Raw genomic sequence first — 22,459 nt, 5'->3', positions numbered from 1 at the left:
AGTAATATTACTAGATATTTTGGTTGATACTTGGTTGATTCCTGGTTCAATACCTACAAATTGGAGTAGACTCATAATATGATATTTGCTGCCTATATTGATTATCAAGATTTCGGAGTATTAGAAAAAGTGAAGATTATCTATTTTTATTGGATATTATCTCTGCCAAGTCATAATCTAGCAGATGTACACTGCCCTACGGGTAAGTGGTGGTTTTCTAGGAGGTTGAGATGAAAAGAAAAACAGTTTTGGTGATTGATGATGAAGATGATATCCGGGAGGTTGCGAAAATCAGTCTAGAAATTATGGCAGGATTAAAAGTTATCTTAGCCAGAACCAGCCATGAGGGAATACACAAAGCTGAGACGGAACAGCCTGATGCAATTTTGCTGGATGTGATGTTACCAGATCTCGATGGGGTCAAGACATTTCAGAAACTCCAGTCAAATCCATTAACTCAGAATATTCCGGTTATTTTGCTAACTGCCAAAGTACAGGCATCTGATCAACGTCTTTTTGCGAATTTGGGTGTTCGAGCGCTGATTGCTAAACCCTTTAAGCCGGCTCAATTAGCTGAAAAGTTATTACTAGCTCTTGGTTGGAGTAATGGAAGTATTGTGGAGTAATCCAAAAAATAAATAATTTAGGTAATGTTGTGGTGAGGGTTTTGTCCAGTACGTAATTTACTCTCTTCCTGTAGCCGATTTGATGTACATCCACGAATTTTCCACAATCTAGCAATACAATTTTTAATTAATAACTTAATTACTTGACTAATACAGAGTAGGAATTATGACAAATAGCCTAGCTTCAAATATACATTTTGATGGTGCTGCTAATCTAGAAATTAACGATGAAAATTTCTTGGGCATCAGTCATGAGTTGCGTACCCCGTTGACGGTAATTCAGGTGGCGCTGGATCTCTTAAGTTCAGGCAAGCTAGGCAATCTTTCGCAGCAGGAATTGCGGATGGTAGAGATTGCTACTAATAATGCAGAGAGGCTGATGCGGCTCACGAATGCTATCGAACGAGAGCCAGAAGCTCAAACTCTCTTCCTTTCATCGGCAGAACTTGCTCATTTGCGGTTGGAGCGAGATCTAAAAATGGCATTGACTCGCAATGAGTTTAAGCTGTGCTATCAGCCAATAGTTTCCCTGAAAAACAATCAAATTAGCGGTTTTGAAGCTTTGATTCGCTGGCAACACCCTACTTGGGGAATAATATATCCTGACAAATTTATTCCTCTAGCTGAGGAAAAAGGCTTGATTATTGACATAGGCTTTTGGGTTTTACAAGAGGCTTGCTGTCAACTTTGCACCTGGCAACAGCAGTTTCCTGAGCTTTTTAACTCCCTGACAGTGAGCGTGAATGTTTCTAGTAAACAGTTAGCACTTCCTCTTTTAGTAGAACAAGTTAAGCAAGTTTTACAGGAAACTGGTTTACAGCCTCAGAACTTAGTATTGGAAATTACTGAGAGTGCTATAATTGACAGCCAGGTAAATGCTAATAAAACTTTAGAGGACTTACAGAATTTAGGAGTGCGGTTGTATATAGATGATTTTGGTACAGGTTATTCTTCCCTGAGCCGACTTTATGAACTGCCATTAGATGTCTTAAAGATAGATCGTTCTTTTGTGCAGAAGTTGGATTGTTCCAGCGGAAACCACATAGTCCAAGCGATCGCCAACCTAGCACATAACTTAGGACTTGAGGTGATTGCCGAGGGGGTAGAAACAGTTGAACAAATGAACAAGCTTCAGTTAATCGGTTGTAATCAGGGACAGGGATATTTCTTTGCCAAGCCCTTAGAAAATCATGAGATCGTAGATTTGTTATTTAATCAGCCTACAGCCGTCAGCTAATGGATACGCTTCCGCTAGGGCAAGCGATCGCTTGTTTACCCGTAAAATGAATATGAACCAGCAGCAACACTCTCAATCCCTAGCAAATATCTTGGTGGTTGATGATAGTCCAGTAAATTTAGTTCTGCTCTCGAAGGTACTTACTAATTATGGTTATAAAGTGCGGTCTGCATTAGATGCCGATATAGCACTGAGGTCAGTTCAGGCCAAGTTGCCCGATTTGATTTTGCTGGATATTATGATGAACGATATGGATGGCTATGAGGTTTGTAAAAGGCTAAAAGCAAATGAATATAGCCGTGACATACCTATAATTTTTATTAGCGCCCTTGATGAGCCTTTAGATAAAGTAAAAGCATTTGGAATGGGTGGTGCAGATTATATTAGCAAACCCTTTCAAGCTGAGGAAGTAATTGCCAGGATTGAAAATCAACTCCGAATTCAGCGCTTACAAAATCAGTTAGTCGAGCAGAATGAAGAATTACTGCAAAAAACCCAAGCACTGGCTGATTTTAGTTCTAGTTTAAAGCAGTTACATCGAATCAACATGACCGATTTTAGTAATGTTGAAAAACTATTTTTAGATTATTTAAATACAGGTTGTCAAGTTCTACGATTTTCAGCAGGAGCAATTGGTCAGATCAACAATCAAACTTATTCATTTTTGGCTGTGCAATCTGACTTAAGCAGCTTGGTTCCTGGGCTAGAAATTAAGTTATCAGATGCTTATTGTGGAAAAGTGTTTGAGCAACAGCAAACTGTTACCTTCCACCATGTAGGAGAAATCCCAGAGATGCGTTGCCATCCACTATACCAAAGCCTAAAAATAGAGTCCTACATTGGCACTCCTATATGGGTAGATGGACATATTTATGGTACGCTTTGCTTTTTTTCTACTGATACCAGACCTGATAAATTTGAGAGTCACGAAAAAGAAATTATTGAATTGATGGCTCAAAGTATTGGTAAGTTTATCAGCGCTCATCAAACAGAGAAGAAACGCCAGCAGGCAGAAGAAGAATTAAGACAAAGTGAGGAACGCTGGCAATTAGCAATTCAAGCTAGTAAAGATGGTATTTATGATTTGAATTTACAGACAGCTGAAGTCTTTTACTCGGCTCGCTGGAAAGAAATATTGGGCTATGAAGAAGAAGAAATTGCTAATGATATTAACGAATGGATCAAACGCATTCATCCAGATGATCTCAAAGGGGTAATTCAGGCAAATCGCGCTCATATGAATCGGGAAACTCCCAACCTCATACAAGAGTATCGGATGTTGTGCAGAGATGATAGTTACAAGTGGATTTTGGTACGCGGTCAGGCACTTTGGAATCAAGATGGTAAGCCAATTAGATTTATTTGTTGCCATACAGATATTAGCGAAAAGGCGAGGCTTGAAGCTGATCGCAAATACCAAGAAGAAGAAATCAGACAAACTCAAGCATTCCTAGATTCTATCATCGAAAATATTCCCGATATGATCTTTGTCAAGGATGCTAAGGATCTCAAGTTTGTCAGGCTTAACAAAGCAGGTGAAGAACTACTAGGCCATACCAGAGAAGAATTAACGGGTAAAAACGACGAAGACCTTTTCCCCCAAACAGAAGCAGATTTTTTTATTGCCAAAGATCGGGAAGTTTTAGCCAACAAAAACATTTTAGACATTCCCGAAGAAACTATTCACACCAGATATCAGGGAATCAGAACCCTGCATACTAAGAAAATCCCTATTCTTGATGAAACTGGAAATCCACAGTATCTACTGGGTATTTCTGAAGATATCACTGAAAGCAAACGCCAGCAAACAGCCTTACAGCTAATAGTTGAAGGTACAGCTTCAAAAACAGGAAGTCAATTTTTTCGTTCACTGGTACGTTACCTAGCAGAAGTTTTACAAGTTCGCTATGCTTTTGTAACCCGATTTATAGATTCTGCAAAAATGCGGGCTTGTACACTAGCATTCTGGGCAGGAGAAGACTTTGGTGAAAACTTTGAGTACGACTTAGCAGAAACGCCTTGTCAACAAATATTATCTGGAGAAGTCGTTTTCTATCCCCATAGCATCCAGTCGTTTTTTCCTCACCATCAACATCTAATCGAGTTAGAAGTTGAAAGCTACTTGGCTATCCCACTCAATGATTCAATGGGAAAAATTGTGGGATATTTGAAGGTATTGGACACCAAGCCAATGATTAACAACCAAACCACAGAACTGATTGTCAGAATTTTTGCAGCCCGTGCAGGAGCAGAGCTAGAGAGGCAATTATTTGAAAATGCTTTGCAAGAAAGTATAGAACAGCAACGGGCAAACCTGCGAGTAGTGGAACGGATGCGACAGACTTTAGATATTTCTAAAATCTTCCATACAACTACGGTAGAATTGCGAAATCTTTTGAAATGCGATCGCGTAGCTATTTACCAATTCCATTCTGACTGGAGTGGTGAATTTGTAGATGAATCTGTTGGTGATGGATGGATTTCTTTGCTACCACAACACAATAATCATCCCAAATTTGCAGAAAATCTCATTTTGAATGAGCAATGTTCTATCAGAAAGTTTGAGAGAAGAAAGTTAGACAGATCAGCCCAAAATAATAATACTGCTAACTATAAATTCTGTACAGATACTTATATCCAAGAAAAGAAAGATGGTATTTATAATCAAGGCACAAGTTATCGAGTTGTAGAAGATATATACAAGGCAGGATTTAAAGATTGTTATCTTCAACTTTTAGAAAGATTCCAAGCTAAATCCTATATCATTGTCCCAATTTTTCAGTCTGGTAAGTTATGGGGACTCTTGGCAGTTTATCAAAACTCTGCTCCCCGTCCGTGGAAATCAAATGAAATCAATCTTGTCATTAACATTGGTCAACAGCTAGGAATAGCCCTCCATCAAGCAGAGTTATTTGCTCAAATTCAACACCAATCAGTAGAACTAGAAAAAGCCAGAGATGCAGCCGAATCAGCTAACCGAGCCAAGAGCGAATTTTTGGCCAACATGAGCCACGAATTGCGAACTCCACTTAATGCCATCATGGGGTTCACTCAAGTAATGAGCCGTGATATATCCCTGCATCAAACACATCAGGAACATCTTAACATCATTAACAGCAGTGGGCAACACCTACTAGAACTGATCAATGACGTGTTGGAAATGTCCAAGGTTGAAGCTGGTAGAATCCAACTCAATACAACTAGTTTTGATCTATATTACCTACTCAATAATCTAGAATATTTGTTACGCTTAAAAGCTACCTCAAAGCAATTAACACTCATCTTTGAGCGCACTCCAGATATTCCCCAATATATCAAAACTGATGAAGTTAAATTACGCCAGGTTCTACTAAATTTGCTGGGGAATGCAATTAAGTTTACTCAAAAAGGGCAAGTAAACCTATGCGTCAGCACAGGAGAAAGTCAAGATCATCAAGAGCAGGTTTCTAATTTTCTAATATTTAAGATCAAAGATACTGGTCCCGGCATTGCACCAGAGGAAATACAGCGGTTATTTACTCCTTTTGTGCAAACCAAAACCGCTCATTCCCATGAAGGAACAGGACTAGGATTAGCCATTAGCCAAAAATTTGTCAAGCTGATGGGAGGAGAGATTACGGTTGAAAGTGTTGTGGGTGTGGGGAGTGTATTTCAATTCCACATCAAGGTTGATTGTGCAGAAAAAGTAGATATTCCTGCTCCATTATCTAATCATCGAGTGATTCACTTGGCTCCTAATCAACCCGCTTACCGATTATTAATTGTGGAAAACCAATGGGAGAGCAAAAAACTTTTAGTAGAGATGCTTAGTCCACTGGGGTTTGAGGTGTATACAGCGGAAAATGGACAAGAAGGATTAGAACTTTGGCAGCGTTACCAACCCCATCTAATTCTGATGGATATGCAAATGCCTATCATGGATGGTTATGAAGCTACACGACAGATTCGGGCAGGGGAAATAGACAATTTAGCTGCTGTTCAACACCAAACCAAAATTATTGCTTTGACTGCTAGTGCTTTTGAAGAACAGCGGACTTATATCTTGTCTATAGGTTGCGACGATTTCATTCACAAGCCATTTCGAGAAGAATTTCTGTTGAATAAACTGGCAGAACATTTAGGTGTTAACTACACCTACGAGGAAAAGACGGAAAATATAGAAAGAGAAACAGAACGATCTTCATCTTTTATCCTTACTCCTTCATCTTTACAGGTAATGCCTGGGGAATGGATTACTCAACTACATGGATCTGCTGGTCGATGTAGTAAACGTCAAACTGTTGAATTAATCAATCAAATCCCTGAATTACATAGCAATCTGGCCAAAGCTCTCACTAATTTAGTGCATGACTTTCATTTTGAGAAGATTGTACAGTTATGTGTCGAGTAGGATGCAGGTGGCAGAAGTAGGTAGAGAAAATTCTTACCCAGTACTCGGTACTCTCTGGCCAAAGCTCTCACTAATTTAGTGCATGACTTTCATTTTGAGAAGATTGTACAGTTATGTGTCGAGTAGGATGCAGGTGGCAGAAGTAGGTAGAGAAAATTCTTACCGAGTACTCGTTACTCAGTACTCGGTACTCGGTACTCAATACTCATTTAGCAGGAGGAGTAAATATGGGTTTGGCTAGAATCAGAATTGTGTTGGTGGAACCAGCAGGACCCTTGAATTTAGGCTCAATTGCTAGGGTAATGAAAAATTTTGGGTTATCTAACCTAGTATTAGTGAATCCGCAGTGCGATCGCTCTTCTGATGATGCTCTAAAAATGGCAGTCCATGCTAAAGAAATTTTAGAATCTGCGGTCATAGTAGACACATTACCACAAGCATTGCAAGGATGCGTGCGAGCGATCGCTACCATAGGCCGTGATTACAGTGGAGAAATCCCCCTAGAAAACCCCCGCACTACCCTACCCTGGCTATTAGAAGAACCAGAAAAGCCAGTAGCCTTGATTTTTGGCAGAGAAGACCGAGGACTAAGCAATGAAGAAATAAATTATGCCCAAAAGTTAGTTTTCATTCCCACAAGTCCCATCTATCCATCCCTGAATTTAGCTACAGCTGTCTCCATCTGTTGTTACGAATTATCACAATTAGCAGAAATATTTATAACACCGAAAATACCTCCTACAGAAATTGCACCTTTGGATATTGTGGAACCTTACTATCAGGAATTGGAATCTCTGCTATTATCCATAGGTTATCTTTACCCCCATACAGCAGCTAGTAGGATGGAAAAATTCCGTCACTTGTATAATCGCGCTCACATCCAAACCGCTGAAGTTGCTATGTTACGCGGAATTCTACGACAAGTAGAATGGGCATTAAAGGAGGCAGAAGGTAGAAAGTAGGGTGCAGGCTTGCCCTGAGCGCAGTCGAAGGGGGAAAATTTTTCATAACTTCTTTCTTCCCAATCACCAATCACCAGTCCCCAATCACCTAACTAGCAACTTAGGTTAATATGACTTAAACTGAGCAGAAAAAAGCTACTTAATCCCAGAAGTTTATCTGAGTATATCAAGGTGCAGGAAGATTCAATTTTGGGTCGAACATCTACAAACAAAACAGTTGAGTGGGTCACAAGGAGGAGTAGTGTCAGAATCAAGTGACAAACTAATAGCTGTCTCAAGACAGCAACCTTCACAGCGTCGTCGCCGTCCACGCCAAAACCAAAAGGCTGGACAAACACCCGTTGTCAAGAAACAGCAACAGGTGATAGCTAGAGGCGAAAGTGTGGCGCTAACACGGCTTAATAACAATAATATCATTCCTCCTGCTCTCCCTTCAGAAGGGCGAAGACCACGCTCCAAGATAGTTATGCCGACAGCAGTTAAACCCATCCCTAAATCTAAGGGCAAGATGCCACAACAGGGTACTGCAAAGTTGAAGACAGTGCGTGTACCAAAGCAAGGAAAGCCAAAAATAGATAGGCGAGCATCCCGCAAAACTCGGTTAAAGCCAATGGCTAGAACCATACTGTATACGTTACGGTTGTTGATTGTGGGCATCGGCTTAGGTGCAATTGTCGGCACGCTGTTGTCAGTATTAGACCCTGCTAATCGCATCACCACATCTTCTTCCCCATCTCAGACTAACGCAGGGCAATCTCAAACACAATCTCCAACTAATTCCTCAGTTACCGCTGCCAGTTTATATTTATCCCAAGAAATTATCCCTTTAAAAACCGATGTGCAGAATTTAGCAGCGGCCAATCCAAATCTGACACCTGGGGTGTTCATGGTAGATTTAGATACTGGGGCTTATGTGGATATTAATAGTACTGCTAGTTTTTCTGCTGCCAGCACGATTAAAGTACCAATTCTCATTGCTTTTTTTCAGGATGTAGACGCGGGGAAAATACGTCTGGATGAAATGCTGACTCTGCAACAAGAGATGATTGCAGGTGGTTCTGGAACTTTACAGACGAGTACAATAGGTAGTCAGTACACTGCCATTGATGTTGCCACAAAGATGATTACCATCAGTGATAACACAGCCACAAATATGCTCATTACCCGATTGGGAGGTCAAGAGGTACTGAACGAGCGTTTTCGCAGTTGGGGATTAGCAACTACAATGATTCGCTCTCCACTCCCAGATTTACAAGGCACAAACACCACCAGTCCTAGAGAATTGGGGAATTTGATTGCGGCACTCAATCAGGGAAATATGGTGAGTATGCGATCGCGCGATATCATGCTTGATATTATGCGTCGCACACAAAGAAATAATCTCCTACCTTCCGGCTTAGGAGAAGGAGCAAAGTCATACCACAAAACCGGTGATATCGGCACAATGTTAGGAGATGCAGGTTTAATTGATATCCCCACCGGCAAGCGTTATATAGCTGCTGTCATGGTACAACGTCCCAACAATGACCCTGCTGCTGAAAAACTGATTGGTTCCATCTCTAGTGCCGCTTACCAACACTTTAGCCAAACTCCTATCACACCCCGGACTCCCACAAATAATCTGCCTACAAATAATTTTCAGCAACCTGTTCAACCCTTTATTCAACCCCAAGGGATGACTCCACTAGTACCTAACGGAACGGTTAACAATACGCCTATGGGTACTTATCCAGCCCCTGCAATAACTCCACAATATTACCCACCACAATGAATTCGTAATTCGTAATTCGTAATTCGTAATTAAGAATTAAACAATAGTGTATTCGTTCGTGTTGAAAGTTCGTGTGAGTAATTCATAATTATCAATTACTACCCAATCACCTTAGAGTTTTTGATATCGCATTCCTGGTAATTGCGAGACTAAACCCATGAGTTCCAACTGCAATAAAGAACTGGAAACTAAACCAGCATTCATACCTGTTTTCTGCACAATAAAATCAAAAGATAAAGCATCAATAGATAGAGTATCTATTACCTGTTGTAATTCTGCTGATAAATTAGGTAAAGGAGCAGATTTAACTAATGGTATCTCTACATCTATTTGGGGAATTGCTCCCAACATTGTTAATAATTCACTTAATTGCTGATTAATAATACCTGCACCTTGACTAATTAATTTTAAACAACCTTGTGATGGTTGATCATCAACTCTTCCCGGTAAAGCATAAACATCTCTACAAAATTCATTCGCATAAGTAGCCGTAATTAATGCACCAGATTTTATCGGTGCTTCCATAACTAATACTGCACGACTTAAACCAGCAATAATGCGATTTCTTCTCGGAAAATGGGTGCGGTTAGGTGCAGTTTTGGATGGATATTCACTAATTACTATGCCAGAAGTCAAAATTTCTTTATATAAATCTCGATTTTTATGGGGATAAATAACATCTACACCAGTTCCCACAACCGCTATTGTTCTTCCTCCAGCTTTCATTGCTGCTGAATGACTTTCTGTGTCTATTCCTTCGGCCATTCCTGAAACAACAGTAAAACCATTTTTTGCTAAAGCAGTACTAATTTGACGAGTCCATTTAATTCCATATTCTGTAGGTTGACGAGTTCCCACAATTCCTACTAGGGGTTTTTGTCCCGAATTTTCTTGTAAATCAACTTCACCGCGATAGTACAATAATGGAGGTGGACTGGGTATTTCTCGCAGCAGTTGAGGATATTCTGTGTCTGCTGGTGTCCAGAAATTAGGGTTTACTTGTTGGTGTTGGGTAAGAAGTTGTTGAGGGTTTAAACGGGTTCTCTGTTGGACAACTTTTTCTAATGTTTGAAATCCAAAACCTTCTACTGTTCTTAAATCACTGGCACTTGCTTTCCAAGCTGTTTCTAAATTCCCAAAATGTTGTTGTAATCTTTGCAGTAATACTGGTCCGACACCAGAGATTTGCGACCAAGCTAACCAATATGCACTTTCTCCTCTCAAATTCTCCCCCTCATTTCTTCATTTCGTAGGATTTTTATTGCCTAATTACTTTTGTCGCTTATGTTTTAAATAACCACAAAGAACGCAGAGTAAAGAGAGTTAAATTTTTGCTAATCGTTGATTTTTTAAATAATCAAATACAGATTTATCCCCAATATCTGCGGGAATAGCTTGTACTGTTTTTCGCAATGCAAATACTAGAAAGCAAATTGCCCAAATTCCTAATAAAATCTGTTCAGATTGAGTTGATAAAATTCCTGTTAAATGTCCTAATAAAAGTAGAGGTACAAGGGGTGTTAAGATTTTAGTTTCTAAACGATTGAAGCAAAACCCTTCTTTGAAAAATATCCCTGTTAATGCTGCGAAAGTAAAACCAACTCCGAATAAAGTTAGAGGTTCGTTATAAACAGTAATCGCAAAAGGTTGACTATCAAAATGTCCAAAAATAAATGCGGAAATGCTGCCAATTATCCAGAAAAGTTGTAAGATTCGGTGCAGAGATGCCATATAAATATGGATGGTTAGCAAACTGACACCTAGTGCAAGACTAAAACAGGTGTAGAGTGGGGTAATTGCTTGAATCGCAGCAGGTTGAGGAAAGAATAAAACTAACCCGCTACCGATCGCAAAACTAACAGCAGCTACCATTAAACCTGTACGATAGATGATCACACTTGTGCGATCGCTCTCCGTAATTGTAAAATTGCCAAACTGGCCTTGATATACTTCTGGTGCAGACATTGTTTGTGTAGTCATATTACAATAGATGATATTGTTAACTAGCCTCTATAGCCATTCTATATGATTTGTGGCGATTTCCCAAAATCTCATCAACCCAACCAAAATCACAAATTCTGTACCCCACATTCTACAGAAGCGACTTATATTAATACAGCGGTTTCCAATTATATGAGGTAACATCCTAGCCCCCTCATCGCTTGCGGGGAGGGGGTTGGGGGTGGGGTTCTTGTACCTCAGAATATTGGGAAGTGCTGTATATTTTAAAAAATCTGAAATGATTATTAGGAAATCTTGTGATGCTTAATGTTCTCCAAATTCATAATTATTAAACCTGCTTTAATATCTGTGGAATGTGAACTACAAGATCGGCAATCACAATCATCAAATTTAAAAATGTTAAAATAAAATATATTTCAGTATTTTCGACGAAGAATCTGCTAGTATTTTTTACTAACACTTGGAAACGCTATAGGAATAATATATGAAGTTATTAAAGCAATGGCTTTGATTTTTTAACGTGCGGAAAATTGCTAATTTAAAGCATAACTGATCATATAAAAACAATGATGAAAAAATTAAGTCAATACTTACCCCAATACAATCTGTGGCTAAGTAAATATCGTATTATTTTACTTTCTTCTACCTTATTTCTGAGCTTCGATGTAGGAGTTCTTATCCCCAATTTCATTATATCCTCTCAATTACAAGAAGATGCTGTAATTATTAACTTGGCTGGTCGTCAGAGAATGTTATCACAGAGAATTGCCAAAACTCTTTTACAATTACAGGTTGCACAAACATTAAACCTTCCCACCACAGAGACAAAAGAAGAATTAACAAAAGCTTTTAATAAATTTGATGAAACTTTAACTGGATTCTCCTCAAGTAAGGTTGTGACTGGTAGTGATGAAAAACCTGTTTTTATTAAAAAACTGCAAGATGAGAAATCTAAAGAACTGGTTACTCAAGCTCAAGAAATCTGGAATATATATAAAATAAAAATAAACCCTATAATTTTGTCTGGAACGCAAATTTCCCCCTCTATATTAAAAGAAGCTGTAATTTATTCTAGTGCAAATAATATCAAATTATTAAATTTAATGAATGACCTAACTACAGAACATCAAAATATAGCTAATCAAAGAGCGCATACGTTACAAATTATTCAGATTACTGGGTTAATAATGGCATTAATTAATTTCTTTATCTTGCTTTCACAGAGCTTAAAAAAACTAACGGACAGCGATACTCAAATGGCAGAAACTCTAAAGCAATTAGAAACAACCCAACTCCAACTTATCCAAAAAGAAAAAATGTCCAGTTTGGGACAACTGGTTGCTGGAATAGCTCATGAAATCAATAATCCTATTAATTTTATTTCACCTAATATTAATCACGCTCATAAATACATTTCAGATCTGTTAGAATTGATAGAACTCTACCAAAAACATTACTTAGAACCAATACCAGAAATAGATGAATTTATCCAACTAATTGATCTAGATTTTCTGCAATCAGATTTACCAGAACTACTAAAATCAATGAAAAATGGTACAATCCGTATTCAACAGATTGTACTTTCTTTAAGAAGTTTTTCTCGCTTAAATGAAGCTGAAATTAAGCGAATTGATATACATGAAAGCATTGATATTATTCTAATAATTCTTCAAAATAGATTGAGTTATAAATTAAATCAACCCAATATTGAAATTGTCAAAGAATATGATCAATTTCTCCCATTAGTAGAATGTTATACTGCCAAACTTAATCAGGTTCTATTAAATATTATCACCAATGCTATTGATTTTCTGGAAATAACCCCATCACTCATAAATCCTAAAATATCCATTACTACTAAATTGATCAAAAATAATTATGTCTTAATTTGCATTGCTGATAATGGTATTGGTATTCCAGTAGAAAATCAACAAAGAATTTTTGACCCATTTTTTACAACTAAGCCAGTAGGAAAAGGTACTGGTTTAGGATTATCTATTAGTTACAAAATTATTGTTGAAGAACATCACGGTCAAATACGCTGTAGTTCTACTCCTGGAGAAGGTACAGAAGTGCAATTAGAAATTCCTATTGTTTATTCAATAGATAATTCTAGAAAAATATATAGCATTTCCTAGCCTAATAAAGTACAAAAATATCTGCGTTTAATTATTACTGCTTACACCTCACTTGAATGGGAATTGCTATAAATTTAATTATTCTTTCACTGCTAATTCTCATCAATCATTTACACCTGTTGCTGTCTCAAAAGCCTGCAATGACCAATTATCGTTGATTCATATCATTTCCAATTTGTATAGTGAGTAAGTCCTAAGAATAACTACACATATACAATATTTAATTTATTTCTGTAACAACAGCTACAAAATGTATGCTATGTTATGAATACAAGACATAGACATAAACCTAAAGGAGTTATCCCTATGAGTAGCAATCGAGCGCAAGTAGCCCGGAAAACAGAAGAAGCACACAAAGAGAATATTCAGAAAACTCTAAAACATCGCTTGGAAGTAGCCAGATTAAAGGGTGATGAAAACCTCATTGGTCAGTTGGAAGCAGAAATGGCATCTTACAGCTAAATCAAGTTTTTAAATTTAATATTCATTCTTGGGGGTAAAAGTTTCGCCACTTTTATCCCTAATTATTAGACATATTTAGTGGAAAATTAAATATATAAGTAGTTAGGCAACGACTATGATTATTGCCTGATAAGGGTTTTAAGCTGATTTACAGACTTATTTAGCATAACAAGTAATGAATATCTATAACTTTTAATTAAATTTGCTGAAGAATTACAATTTTTTTTGAAGCAAAAAAATATTACCAGTATCATCCAGTGTTCCCACACTTTCTAAATAGGTAACAATTAAGAATATTCATGTTAATTATGCAGTGAATTTAGTAGTTGTCAAACACCACATCTCAAAACAGATAACAGAAAAATTTTGAAGCCTTATAGCCAGAGTAGGCAGAATTTACTCAAAAATGGCTATAAAGCTAATATTTGTCCTGGTGGACATGAAATTCCGGAAAAATTACCAAAGGATAACGAGGTAGCAATTTCGCCGAATTTGCTAAAAATTGCTAATACTGGATTAAATAGTGCTTATTTCCGCCCTGTAAATAAGCGGAAAAAACCCCATCCAGTAAGTTATCCTCTGGGTTTTGTTGAGTTCTTTATTAAGCTTCTAACTGTTGACTGATATCTAGTTCTAGATACCTGATTAGGTTCTAAGACAACGGATTTCATTGCTGAAATCTAACAATGCCGATAGATATCGCTGGAACTGAAAGAGGTTTATTTAATGGGATACTGCTACGGATTTAGCAGAGAGTCCATACTTGAGTCGTCGTGGTTTTACTATCATTTCAAATGCAGTCAATGTTGTTGCACTTGAGATTTTAGAGTTTAGACTCCTCAAGACAGATTCATATGTCACCATTAACCTGCATTTGATGGACTTGATCTGCTAACTCTTGACGACCTTGATCATCCAGCTTGTCAATAGCTAACATCCCCATGAGAATAACCTCTTTTAAGGTTAGACGTGTAGAATGTGCCTGTTTTTGCACAATCTCTTTAATGATTGGACTGACACCAATTGCGGTACTAGCTCTAGCCACGGAATAAAAGGAAACATTAATGACTTCGCATAAATCTTAGCACTTTAAATGACGTTATTCTAATTTTGAAAAAATTTTAACTAAGTTGTAAATAATAATAATAAATTTAAACTGTCCGATATTTAGTTATTTTTTATACTAAAAATCAGGGAATTACATCCTCATGGGGGATATTGATACAGGTGTAAGGAAAGTAAAATTTTCCTGAATTCAGCCTGAACAGGCTGTCATAAGGAAAAGTAGTGAGTATTTACAAGGAAAGAAAAAACGATGAAGGAACCTTATCTGTTGGCAGCAAGCTTGTTAACAGGATTGACAGTACCAACATCGGCTCTCCCAAAGATGTCGAGTGTCCTACCAGAAAATACTGATTTTCTGGAAAATTTAACACTAAATTCACAGTCGCAAGTAGGTGAAAAAGTCATCACTAATGTTGACATTTCTTTACCAGAATTTAGTAGTCAAGGTACTTCCACACCAAGGCGTTCACAGCGACAAGTACGTGAAAAAAGTATCTCTTTACCAGAATTCAGCAGCCAAGCTGTATCCACATCTGAGAATTCGCAGCTAGAAGTAGGTGAGAACATTAGCCCCAATCTTGACATTTTGTTAGCAGAATTCACTAACTATATTTTGCCAACACCCATAAAAACATCACTGAACTTCAGTTCCCAAAAAACCAAACAAACTTTTTTATCTGGAAATCAACTTTACTACCTAAGATTAGCGTCACTGAAAACAGGCCAAATTTACACTCGTGTGGATGATGACGATTTAGCTTCCTCGTGGAAGTCAGCCAAACAATATAAACTCAGTTATCAAGATTGGAAAAGCTTATTAGCTATGGAAGCTAGAGCTATTTCCCAAGGTCAGGGTACAAATCGGTTGAGTATCTTGGTGGGTGATTCTTTGAGTTTGTGGTTTCCTAAAGAAAAACTACCGGCTGGTAAATTGTGGCTAAATCAAGGCATATCTGGAGATAGGTCTGAAGGTGTATTGAGAAGAGTGGGAGCATTTTCGACAACACGTCCAGAAGTGATTTATTTGATGGTTGGGATCAATGACTTGCTCAGAGGTGCTAGTGATGTGTCAATTTTGCGTAATCACCGCCAGATTATTCGCAGCTTACGCCAAACTCACCCAAAAAGTCAGATTATGGTGCAATCAATTTTGCCGATTCGCCGGACTATAATTCCTAACAAGCGTATTCGTCATCTCAATGCCCAAATAGCCTTGATTGCTAAACAAGAAGGTGCAAATTATCTGAATATCCACAATTGGTTTACAGATTTTGAGGGTAATTTACGTTCAGACTTAACAACAGATGGGGTGCATTTGACACCAGAAGGATATGATGTATGGCAAGCTGCCCTACAGCAGATAGAGTTTAGAGTTGCTCGAAGCCTGAATTGAGGGTAAATGCAGGTGATTGGGAACAGGTGACAGAGTTAAAAGTCTGTTGATGTCCTCAGCACTTTGATGGTTGCTATATCGCTAATTCTCCAGTTAGGATTTACCACCCACAATTTCCCGATTTAAAACCTGATTTAACTTGCCGCTGCGATAACCTTCTAAATCTAAGGTGACGTAAATAAATCCCAAATTCTGAAATGCAATAACTAAAGAGGGTAAGTCTGTAGTTAAAACAAATTTTTGAATTTGTTCTGGTGATAGTTCAATTCGTGCGGTGTCTTCTTGAGAACGTACCCGCAAATTGTCCCAACCGAGATTTCGTAAATAAATTTCTGCTCTGCCGACTCGCTGTAACTTGGCTATGGTAATTTCTTCACCATAGGGAAAGCGAGAACTCAGACAAGGTTGGGCTGGTTTATCCCACCAAGGTAAACCGAGTTGTTGAGAAAGTTGACGGACTTGGGCTTTAGTGATGCCTATTTCTGCTAAAGGCGATCGCGCACCTCTTTCTTTAGCTGCTTGAATTCCGGGGCGATAATCGTGCAAATCATCGGCGTTTACCCCATCTACTACATAGGGATAGCCTAACTCTAATGCCAACGGTTTGAGTGTATCGTGCAGTTCACTTTTGCAAAAATAGCAGCGGTTAACAGGATTAGATGTGTAATTGGGATTTTCCATTTCGTGAGTCTGGACGATTTTATGGGCAATCCCAATGGTTGCGGCTTGGGCTTCAGCGTCTGCCAACTCTTCTGGTAACAACGAAGGAGAAACAGCCGTTACAGCCAAAGCGCGATCGCCCAACACATCATAGGCAATCTTAGCCACTAATGTACTATCAACGCCCCCAGAGTAGGCAATCAACGCCTGCTCCATTTCTGCAAATAAAGCTTTTAATTGCGCCAATTTTTCTGTCATCATCATTTCCCAATCCTGCCAAAACCTGATAGCACCTGACAATTTCTATTGTAGTCATCCATCGTTCCCATGCTTTGTCAACATAAATAGGGTTTGCTGAAAAAGTTTTTTGGTTACAAATAGGAATCAGCACTCAATACTCAATACTCAGTACTCGATACTCGGTACTCGGTACTCGGTACTCAATACTCGGTACTCAATTGACAATACTTTGCCACCATATTACCTAAAAGTTGTAAATCTATGGGTTTAGAAATATACTCACTGACACCAGCCGCTAGACAGGTTTCCTTATCCCCTTTCATCGCCATTGCTGTTTGGGCAATAATTGGTATTTGCTGATATTGGGGATGATCTCGCAGTTGTTGCACCAAGTTCAAACCATTGCCATCTGGCAGATTCACATCCATTAAAATTACTGCTGGTGTTATCTGTGGGAGAGTTTTCCACATTTTGTCTGCATTCTTCACACAAGTTACCTGATAACCCAATCTACTTAAATAAATTCGCATTAATTCCCTATTAGCAACATCGTCTTCTACCAACAAAATTTGTCGTGAGGAATTGATGGGAATAATAGAGGCAGACTGGGAGCCAGAAAAATTACTCACACCCTGACTAATTTCTAAATCCTTTTCTGCCTTGATTTCTATTGCTTCTAAAACTTTTCCCATTGGCTGGAGGGGAAGAGAAATGGTGAAATAGGAACCGCGATTTACTTCTGATTCCAACGCCAAAGAACCACCGTGAATTTCTGCCAGCTGCTGAGTAACCACTAACCCCAAACCAGTACCTTCATTGATTTCAGCGGCGGAGTTAATAATTTGGCTATAGGGACGAAATAGTAGAGCTTGGTTTTCTGGAGATATGCCAATTCCAGTATCCCAAATTGTAAAACGTAAATATAAATCTTGTGTAGCTACCCGTAAACCAACACTACCAGTACTTGTAAATTTAACGGCATTGAAGAGTAAATTCAATAGCATTTGTTTGAGTCGCAAAGGATCGGCTAGTAAAGTTTTGACATCATCGTCTATTTCTAGACGCAGTTTCAAACCCTTATTAGCGGCTTTCTCTTTCACCAAAGCTAAAACATTGCGACATAATGATGGCACATCAACTATTTCCCATTGCACTTCTAGCTGATTGGCTTCGATTTTAGAAAGGTCCAAAATATCATTAATCAGACATAGCAAATGCTTACCACTGGATTGGATGATGTGTAAATATTCTTGGTGACGTTGTTTGTCTGGTTCGTAACCTTGTGCCAGCAGCAAATGTGTGAATCCGATGATAGAACTGAGGGGGGTGCGAATTTCGTGGCTGGTATTGGCTAGAAACTGGTTTTTAAGTTGATTAGTGCGTTCTAGTTCCTGATTAAAGTTAGCTAACTGTTGACAATGTTGTTGCCAAGACTGTAATTGCCTCAATTGTGCCAAAGCTGTATTGCAATAACCGATTGTTCTGGTGATTAATTGCGATCGCAGTTGAGTTGCTAATGAGTCGATGGTATCACTATCATTATTAGACTTGGTTGTGGCAATAACTAACCATGTCATCACGTTGTGAGAATCATCAACTAAACGCCAAACACAGGGGTGTTTTTCTCTTTCCATTTGCTGCAAATCTTCTAGTTTGATGGCAGCATTTAATCTCAATTGCAGTTTTTTCCCTACTTTGGATCTTATTGCTGGGATTGGTATTCCGGGGGTGGAACAGCTAGAAACATAGCAAATATTACCAAAAATTTCTTCTGGTTGACATTGAGCAATGCCTACAGCAAACTGCGTAGACTCTTCCCAACTGGCATTTAAAGCGTTGTGAAGTTCGTTAACCACAGTTTGGAAAATCTCTGCTGCCGTAATGACGGTCTCTGGTATCGTGTCAGTAGATGAAAGCAGACAATCATTGAGACGACTCTGCAAGTGATTCAACCTGCGTTCCAACCACAAGTTATCCCGCAGTTTCTGGATTGTTGTCAAAACTGTTGGCGTTCCATTTATCTGTGAGTTCTGTTCTGGTAAGCTTGAAGACTGCTGCATGGTCAACTAGACCGCCAAGAAAATGCAAACTGGATTTTATGTATATTAACGGACAAATCTTTTTAAATTGAAAAACATATCTGATAGTGTCAATTGTAACTGTTAATCCAACATTTATAGAAGGAAATTACCGTCTAAAAAAATTCTTCATAGTAACTTAAAACAATGGATGTACAATTTGCTCAATTAATTGTCAACGGGATTGCGGTGGGAAGCATTATTGCTCTAGCCGCAGTAGGACTCACTCTCACCTATGGAATTTTAAGATTATCTAATTTTGCCCACGGTGATTTTCTCACATTGGGAGCTTATCTGACCCTGATAGTAAATGCTCTGGGGGTAAATATTTGGCTGTCGATGATTCTAGCTGCTGCGGGAACCGTCGGAGCCATGTTACTGGCAGAAAAATTACTGTGGTCAAGGATGCGGTCTATCCGTGCTAGTTCAACAACACTGATAATTATCTCTATCGGACTGGCTTTATTTCTCCGCAATGGAATCATTTTTCTGTGGGGAGGTAAAAACCAAAATTATAATCTGCCTGTTACCCCAGCTTTAGAATTTGGGGAATTAAGAATACCACAAAATCAAATATTGGTACTGGGGTTAGCAGTGCTGGCAATTGTGTCGTTACATTACTTGCTCCAAAATACCAAAATTGGTAAAGCGATGCGAGCCGTTGCCGATGATTTAGACTTAGCCAGAGTCTCTGGTATCAACGTTGATAGAGTAGTTCTCTGGACTTGGGTAATTGCGGGAACTTTCACTTCTTTGGGTGGAAGTATGTATGGTTTGATTACCGCTGTTCGACCGAACATGGGCTGGTTTTTGATTTTACCCTTATTTGCTTCTGTAATTTTGGGAGGCATCGGCAACCCCTATGGTGCGATCGCAGCAGCTTTTATCATTGGTATAGTTCAAGAAGTCAGCACCCCTTGGTTAGGTTCACAGTACAAACAAGGTATAGCCCTATTAATTATGATTTTGGTGCTGCTCATTCGTCCCAAAGGTTTATTCAAAGGCACGATGTGAAAAGAAGCAAGGGCGCAGGGTGCAGGGCGCAAGGGAGATAATTTCAGATGGGAATTCTAGGTAATTCAAACCCATATTTAGCTCTACTCCATAACAGGAGAAAGAGGTCATTTCCCTCTGCTCCCTGCCCCGTTCCCCCCTGCCTCTTCGTTGAGCAGCACCAGTCCACTTCTAACTAGTCAATGATGTGGAAATAGTAAGCCGCTACCAAGAAGTTGATAGCCAACAGTAGCAACGCCCAACTTGCACGAAAAACATAAGTAGGTTTAGCAGCTTTACCTTTAGAAGTCATAATTTGGTTCTCCTGATTTTGATGACTTTTTAACAAATAGCAAACAGAAGCACCAATTCTCCAGAATCTTTAAAAATATTTTTGTAGGCACTGGGGATTGGGGAGAGTATATATCTTTCTGCCTTCTGTCATACCATTTCACGAAAAGCCTGATACACATCAGTGGTGTTTAATTCTTTCCCCCTGCCTCCTGCCCCCTGCCTCCTGCCTCCTGCCCCCTGCACCCTTATTCCCCAGCATGATATGAACTCCGCACCAAGGGACCAGAACGGACATGACTAAATCCCATATCTCTGGCTATGCTGCCGAGTTCGTCAAATTCTGCTGGTGTCCAGTATTTTTGTACTGGTAAGTGTTCTAAAGAGGGTCGCATATATTGACCAAGGGTAATGCGATCGCACTTGATAGCCCGCAAATCTGCCATTGTCTCAATTACTTCCTCCTTACTTTCACCATGTCCCAGCATTAAACCTGACTTAGTGGGAATACTGGAATCAATGCTTTTAACAGTTGCCAAAACACCTAAAGAGCGATCGTACTTCGCACCCCGTCTTACAGGCCCTGTTAATCTACGCACAGTCTCAACGTTATGATTAAAACAAGCCGGTTTAGCAGTAACAATCATAGCTATCCGTAAGCGTTGCCCTGCTTCCCCAACACCCGCACCACCCCACAAATCAGGTGTCAGCACTTCAATTTGAGTTTCTGGGTTTAATTGGCGGATAGCCTCCATCGTTTTCACAAAATGCCTAGCACCCCCATCAGACAAATCATCACGGGCTACAGAAGTCAGTACCACATAACGCAATCCCAAAAGCTGGACTGACTCTGCGACCTTTTGCGGTTCCTCTTTATCTACAGCCATTGGCGCATGACCTTTATCTACTTGACAAAAAGCACAAGACCTAGTGCAGGTTGGTCCCATGAGTAAAAAAGTTGCAGTTTTTTGGGCATAGCACTCCCCTCGATTAGGACAGCGGCCTTCTTCACAAATCGTATGAATTTGGCGCTGCTTAATAATACGTTGTACGGTAGAAATTTCACTAGCTTTGCCAAGAGAACGACGTAACCAGCTAGGCATAGCCGCAATTTTCAATTTGAGTTCAGCCTGTTGAGAAAAAGTCATAGACATCCCAGTAAGATGCAAAAATAAAGATAAAAGATATACTAATGCAGAAAGGCAAGAGGGTAGAAAAGCTTGTTGAATCAGCTTTTGAACCTTATTGAACGGGCTAGTTATTTTTGCCACGCTGCACTAGTGCCAGTGAGCAGAAATTATTTATTAGCTAAAAATACCTCAAAAGCCTGTAAGATAAGACTTGTAGAGATAAACCTACTGGTAACTGAATACTGACATTAGTTTAAGTTTTTTAGTTCATGGAATTTCTATGATACAAATTGATCACAACGCAAGCAGAAGTTTTACAAACTACTTGTTTTTTTGACACTTATACAGAAATATACTCTCCCCCAATTTACATAAATCTTGTATATAGTGGGAGAATTCTTAATGTCAATCGGCAAACTAGCCATCTAAACATAAAGTCTCTGGTAGAGTAATCAGTCGTGGCAAACAAAATTTTAGTTATTGATGACACTACAGTTGTCAGGGTAAAAGTCAGAGAAATGTTGCCTCCGGGCAATTTTGAAGTATTGGAGGCAAAAGACGGTTTAGAAGGATATAATCTCATCCTTAACGAAAAAGTCAGCCTGATCATGTTGGACTTTATTTTACCGAAAATGAGTGGGTGGGAAGTTTTTCAGAAGGTTCAAGCCCATTCAGAGTTAAGCAAAATTCCTTTGGTGATCATGTCTGGCCGTAAGGAAGAGGTAACAGAAAAAATACCTGAACCATTTGAATATTTTGAATTTCTCAATAAGCCTTTTGACCAAAGACAGCTGATTACTGCTATTAAGTCAGCAATGGCTAAGGCTACTAAAAAAGCTCGTATTAATACTGAGCAATCAATGGTTGCTCCTGCGAGACAAGAAACAGTAGCTGCAAAACCTAATTCCGCAGTAGGTAGCTCTGATGCAGAAATACAAGCTCTGAACGCAAAAATGGTGAAGATGCAAGCAGAGATTGATAGCCTCAAGAAACAGCTTACTCAAGTTGTGACATTTATTAAACAGAAAATTAAGTAGTATTAGCTCTTGCGATGATCTTTA

At 38.9% G+C, this 22,459-nt stretch carries 18 protein-coding genes; 11 read left to right on the top strand and 7 right to left on the bottom strand.

Annotation, left to right across the window (positions count from 1 at the left end):
- The first annotated feature begins 230 nt into the window (after positions 1-230).
- The 5 genes from ACSQ6I_RS13925 (at position 231) to ACSQ6I_RS13905 (ending at position 8,986) form a co-directional block, all read left to right on the top strand.
- Positions 231-626, top strand: coding sequence for a response regulator (locus tag ACSQ6I_RS13925; protein WP_438890913.1), 396 nt, complete (start codon positions 231-233; stop codon positions 624-626).
- A gap of 166 nt (positions 627-792) precedes the next feature.
- Entirely contained in the window at positions 793-1,863 is a 1,071-nt protein-coding gene (locus tag ACSQ6I_RS13920; RefSeq protein WP_438890912.1) for an EAL domain-containing protein, read from the top strand.
- Positions 1,864-1,909: 46 nt separating this feature from the next.
- Positions 1,910-6,253 carry a response regulator gene (locus ACSQ6I_RS13915; RefSeq protein ID WP_438890911.1) on the top strand — a complete coding sequence of 1,448 codons (4,344 nt, stop codon included), beginning with the start codon at positions 1,910-1,912 and terminating at the stop codon, positions 6,251-6,253.
- 227 nt (positions 6,254-6,480) lie between these two features.
- Positions 6,481-7,215 (top strand): RNA methyltransferase, encoded by a 735-nt coding sequence (locus tag ACSQ6I_RS13910; RefSeq protein WP_438890910.1) that lies wholly within the window; start codon positions 6,481-6,483, stop codon positions 7,213-7,215.
- Between the two features lie 241 nt (positions 7,216-7,456).
- The gene (locus tag ACSQ6I_RS13905; RefSeq protein WP_438890909.1) at positions 7,457-8,986 is read left to right on the top strand and encodes a serine hydrolase; all 1,530 of its coding nucleotides are present in this window, start codon (positions 7,457-7,459) and stop codon (positions 8,984-8,986) included.
- 111 nt (positions 8,987-9,097) lie between these two features.
- Here ACSQ6I_RS13905 and dprA read toward each other — a convergent pair whose 3' ends face one another.
- Both dprA and ACSQ6I_RS13895 read right to left on the bottom strand, forming a co-directional pair.
- Positions 9,098-10,210, bottom strand: coding sequence for a DNA-processing protein DprA (gene dprA / locus ACSQ6I_RS13900; RefSeq protein ID WP_438890908.1), 1,113 nt, complete (start codon positions 10,208-10,210; stop codon positions 9,098-9,100).
- 99 nt (positions 10,211-10,309) lie between these two features.
- On the bottom strand, positions 10,310-10,966 hold the full coding sequence (locus tag ACSQ6I_RS13895) for a DUF2301 domain-containing membrane protein (RefSeq protein WP_438890907.1): 657 nt from the start codon (positions 10,964-10,966) through the stop codon (positions 10,310-10,312).
- A gap of 548 nt (positions 10,967-11,514) precedes the next feature.
- Here ACSQ6I_RS13895 and ACSQ6I_RS13890 point away from each other — a divergent pair.
- From ACSQ6I_RS13890 to ACSQ6I_RS13880, 3 genes are all read left to right on the top strand, one after another.
- Positions 11,515-13,086 (top strand): ATP-binding protein, encoded by a 1,572-nt coding sequence (locus tag ACSQ6I_RS13890; protein WP_438890906.1) that lies wholly within the window; start codon positions 11,515-11,517, stop codon positions 13,084-13,086.
- Positions 13,087-13,392: 306 nt separating this feature from the next.
- Positions 13,393-13,548: an arginine synthesis PII-interacting regulator PirA gene (gene pirA / locus ACSQ6I_RS13885; protein WP_438890905.1), complete on the top strand. Its 156-nt coding sequence runs from the start codon at positions 13,393-13,395 to the stop codon at positions 13,546-13,548.
- 366 nt (positions 13,549-13,914) lie between these two features.
- The gene (locus tag ACSQ6I_RS13880; protein WP_438890904.1) at positions 13,915-14,172 is read left to right on the top strand and encodes a hypothetical protein; all 258 of its coding nucleotides are present in this window, start codon (positions 13,915-13,917) and stop codon (positions 14,170-14,172) included.
- A gap of 226 nt (positions 14,173-14,398) precedes the next feature.
- Here ACSQ6I_RS13880 and ACSQ6I_RS13875 read toward each other — a convergent pair whose 3' ends face one another.
- On the bottom strand, positions 14,399-14,593 hold the full coding sequence (locus tag ACSQ6I_RS13875) for a hypothetical protein (protein WP_015216787.1): 195 nt from the start codon (positions 14,591-14,593) through the stop codon (positions 14,399-14,401).
- 270 nt (positions 14,594-14,863) lie between these two features.
- Between ACSQ6I_RS13875 and ACSQ6I_RS13870 the strand changes: the two genes are divergently transcribed.
- A complete protein-coding gene (locus tag ACSQ6I_RS13870) occupies positions 14,864-16,006 on the top strand; it encodes an SGNH/GDSL hydrolase family protein (RefSeq protein ID WP_438890903.1) in 1,143 nt (380 codons plus the stop codon).
- Positions 16,007-16,099: 93 nt separating this feature from the next.
- On the opposite strand, the gene larE is transcribed toward ACSQ6I_RS13870, so the two are convergent.
- The gene (larE, locus tag ACSQ6I_RS13865) at positions 16,100-16,930 is read right to left on the bottom strand and encodes an ATP-dependent sacrificial sulfur transferase LarE (RefSeq protein WP_438890902.1); all 831 of its coding nucleotides are present in this window, start codon (positions 16,928-16,930) and stop codon (positions 16,100-16,102) included.
- Between the two features lie 176 nt (positions 16,931-17,106).
- The gene (hrmK, locus tag ACSQ6I_RS13860) at positions 17,107-18,966 is read right to left on the bottom strand and encodes a hybrid histidine kinase/response regulator HrmK (RefSeq protein ID WP_438890901.1); all 1,860 of its coding nucleotides are present in this window, start codon (positions 18,964-18,966) and stop codon (positions 17,107-17,109) included.
- Between the two features lie 165 nt (positions 18,967-19,131).
- On the opposite strand from hrmK, the gene ACSQ6I_RS13855 reads away from it, so the two are divergent.
- The gene (locus ACSQ6I_RS13855) at positions 19,132-19,998 is read left to right on the top strand and encodes a branched-chain amino acid ABC transporter permease (protein ID WP_438890900.1); all 867 of its coding nucleotides are present in this window, start codon (positions 19,132-19,134) and stop codon (positions 19,996-19,998) included.
- 175 nt (positions 19,999-20,173) lie between these two features.
- Here ACSQ6I_RS13855 and ACSQ6I_RS13850 read toward each other — a convergent pair whose 3' ends face one another.
- Together ACSQ6I_RS13850 and lipA are read right to left on the bottom strand one after the other, a co-directional pair.
- Positions 20,174-20,290, bottom strand: a complete 117-nt coding sequence (locus tag ACSQ6I_RS13850) for a photosystem I protein PsaX (RefSeq protein ID WP_015216781.1) — start codon at positions 20,288-20,290, stop codon at positions 20,174-20,176.
- Between the two features lie 226 nt (positions 20,291-20,516).
- Positions 20,517-21,416 carry a lipoyl synthase gene (lipA, locus tag ACSQ6I_RS13845; RefSeq protein WP_438890899.1) on the bottom strand — a complete coding sequence of 300 codons (900 nt, stop codon included), beginning with the start codon at positions 21,414-21,416 and terminating at the stop codon, positions 20,517-20,519.
- 440 nt (positions 21,417-21,856) lie between these two features.
- Between lipA and ACSQ6I_RS13840 the strand changes: the two genes are divergently transcribed.
- Entirely contained in the window at positions 21,857-22,435 is a 579-nt protein-coding gene (locus ACSQ6I_RS13840) for a response regulator (RefSeq protein WP_438890898.1), read from the top strand.
- Positions 22,436-22,459 lie beyond the last annotated feature (24 nt).

Origin of the sequence: Anabaena sp. WFMT, from assembly GCF_051781005.1 — a bacterium.
In the GTDB taxonomy this organism is placed as follows: Bacteria; Cyanobacteriota; Cyanobacteriia; order Cyanobacteriales; family Nostocaceae; genus Anabaena.
This window is presented reverse-complemented; position numbering and strand designations above follow the sequence as displayed.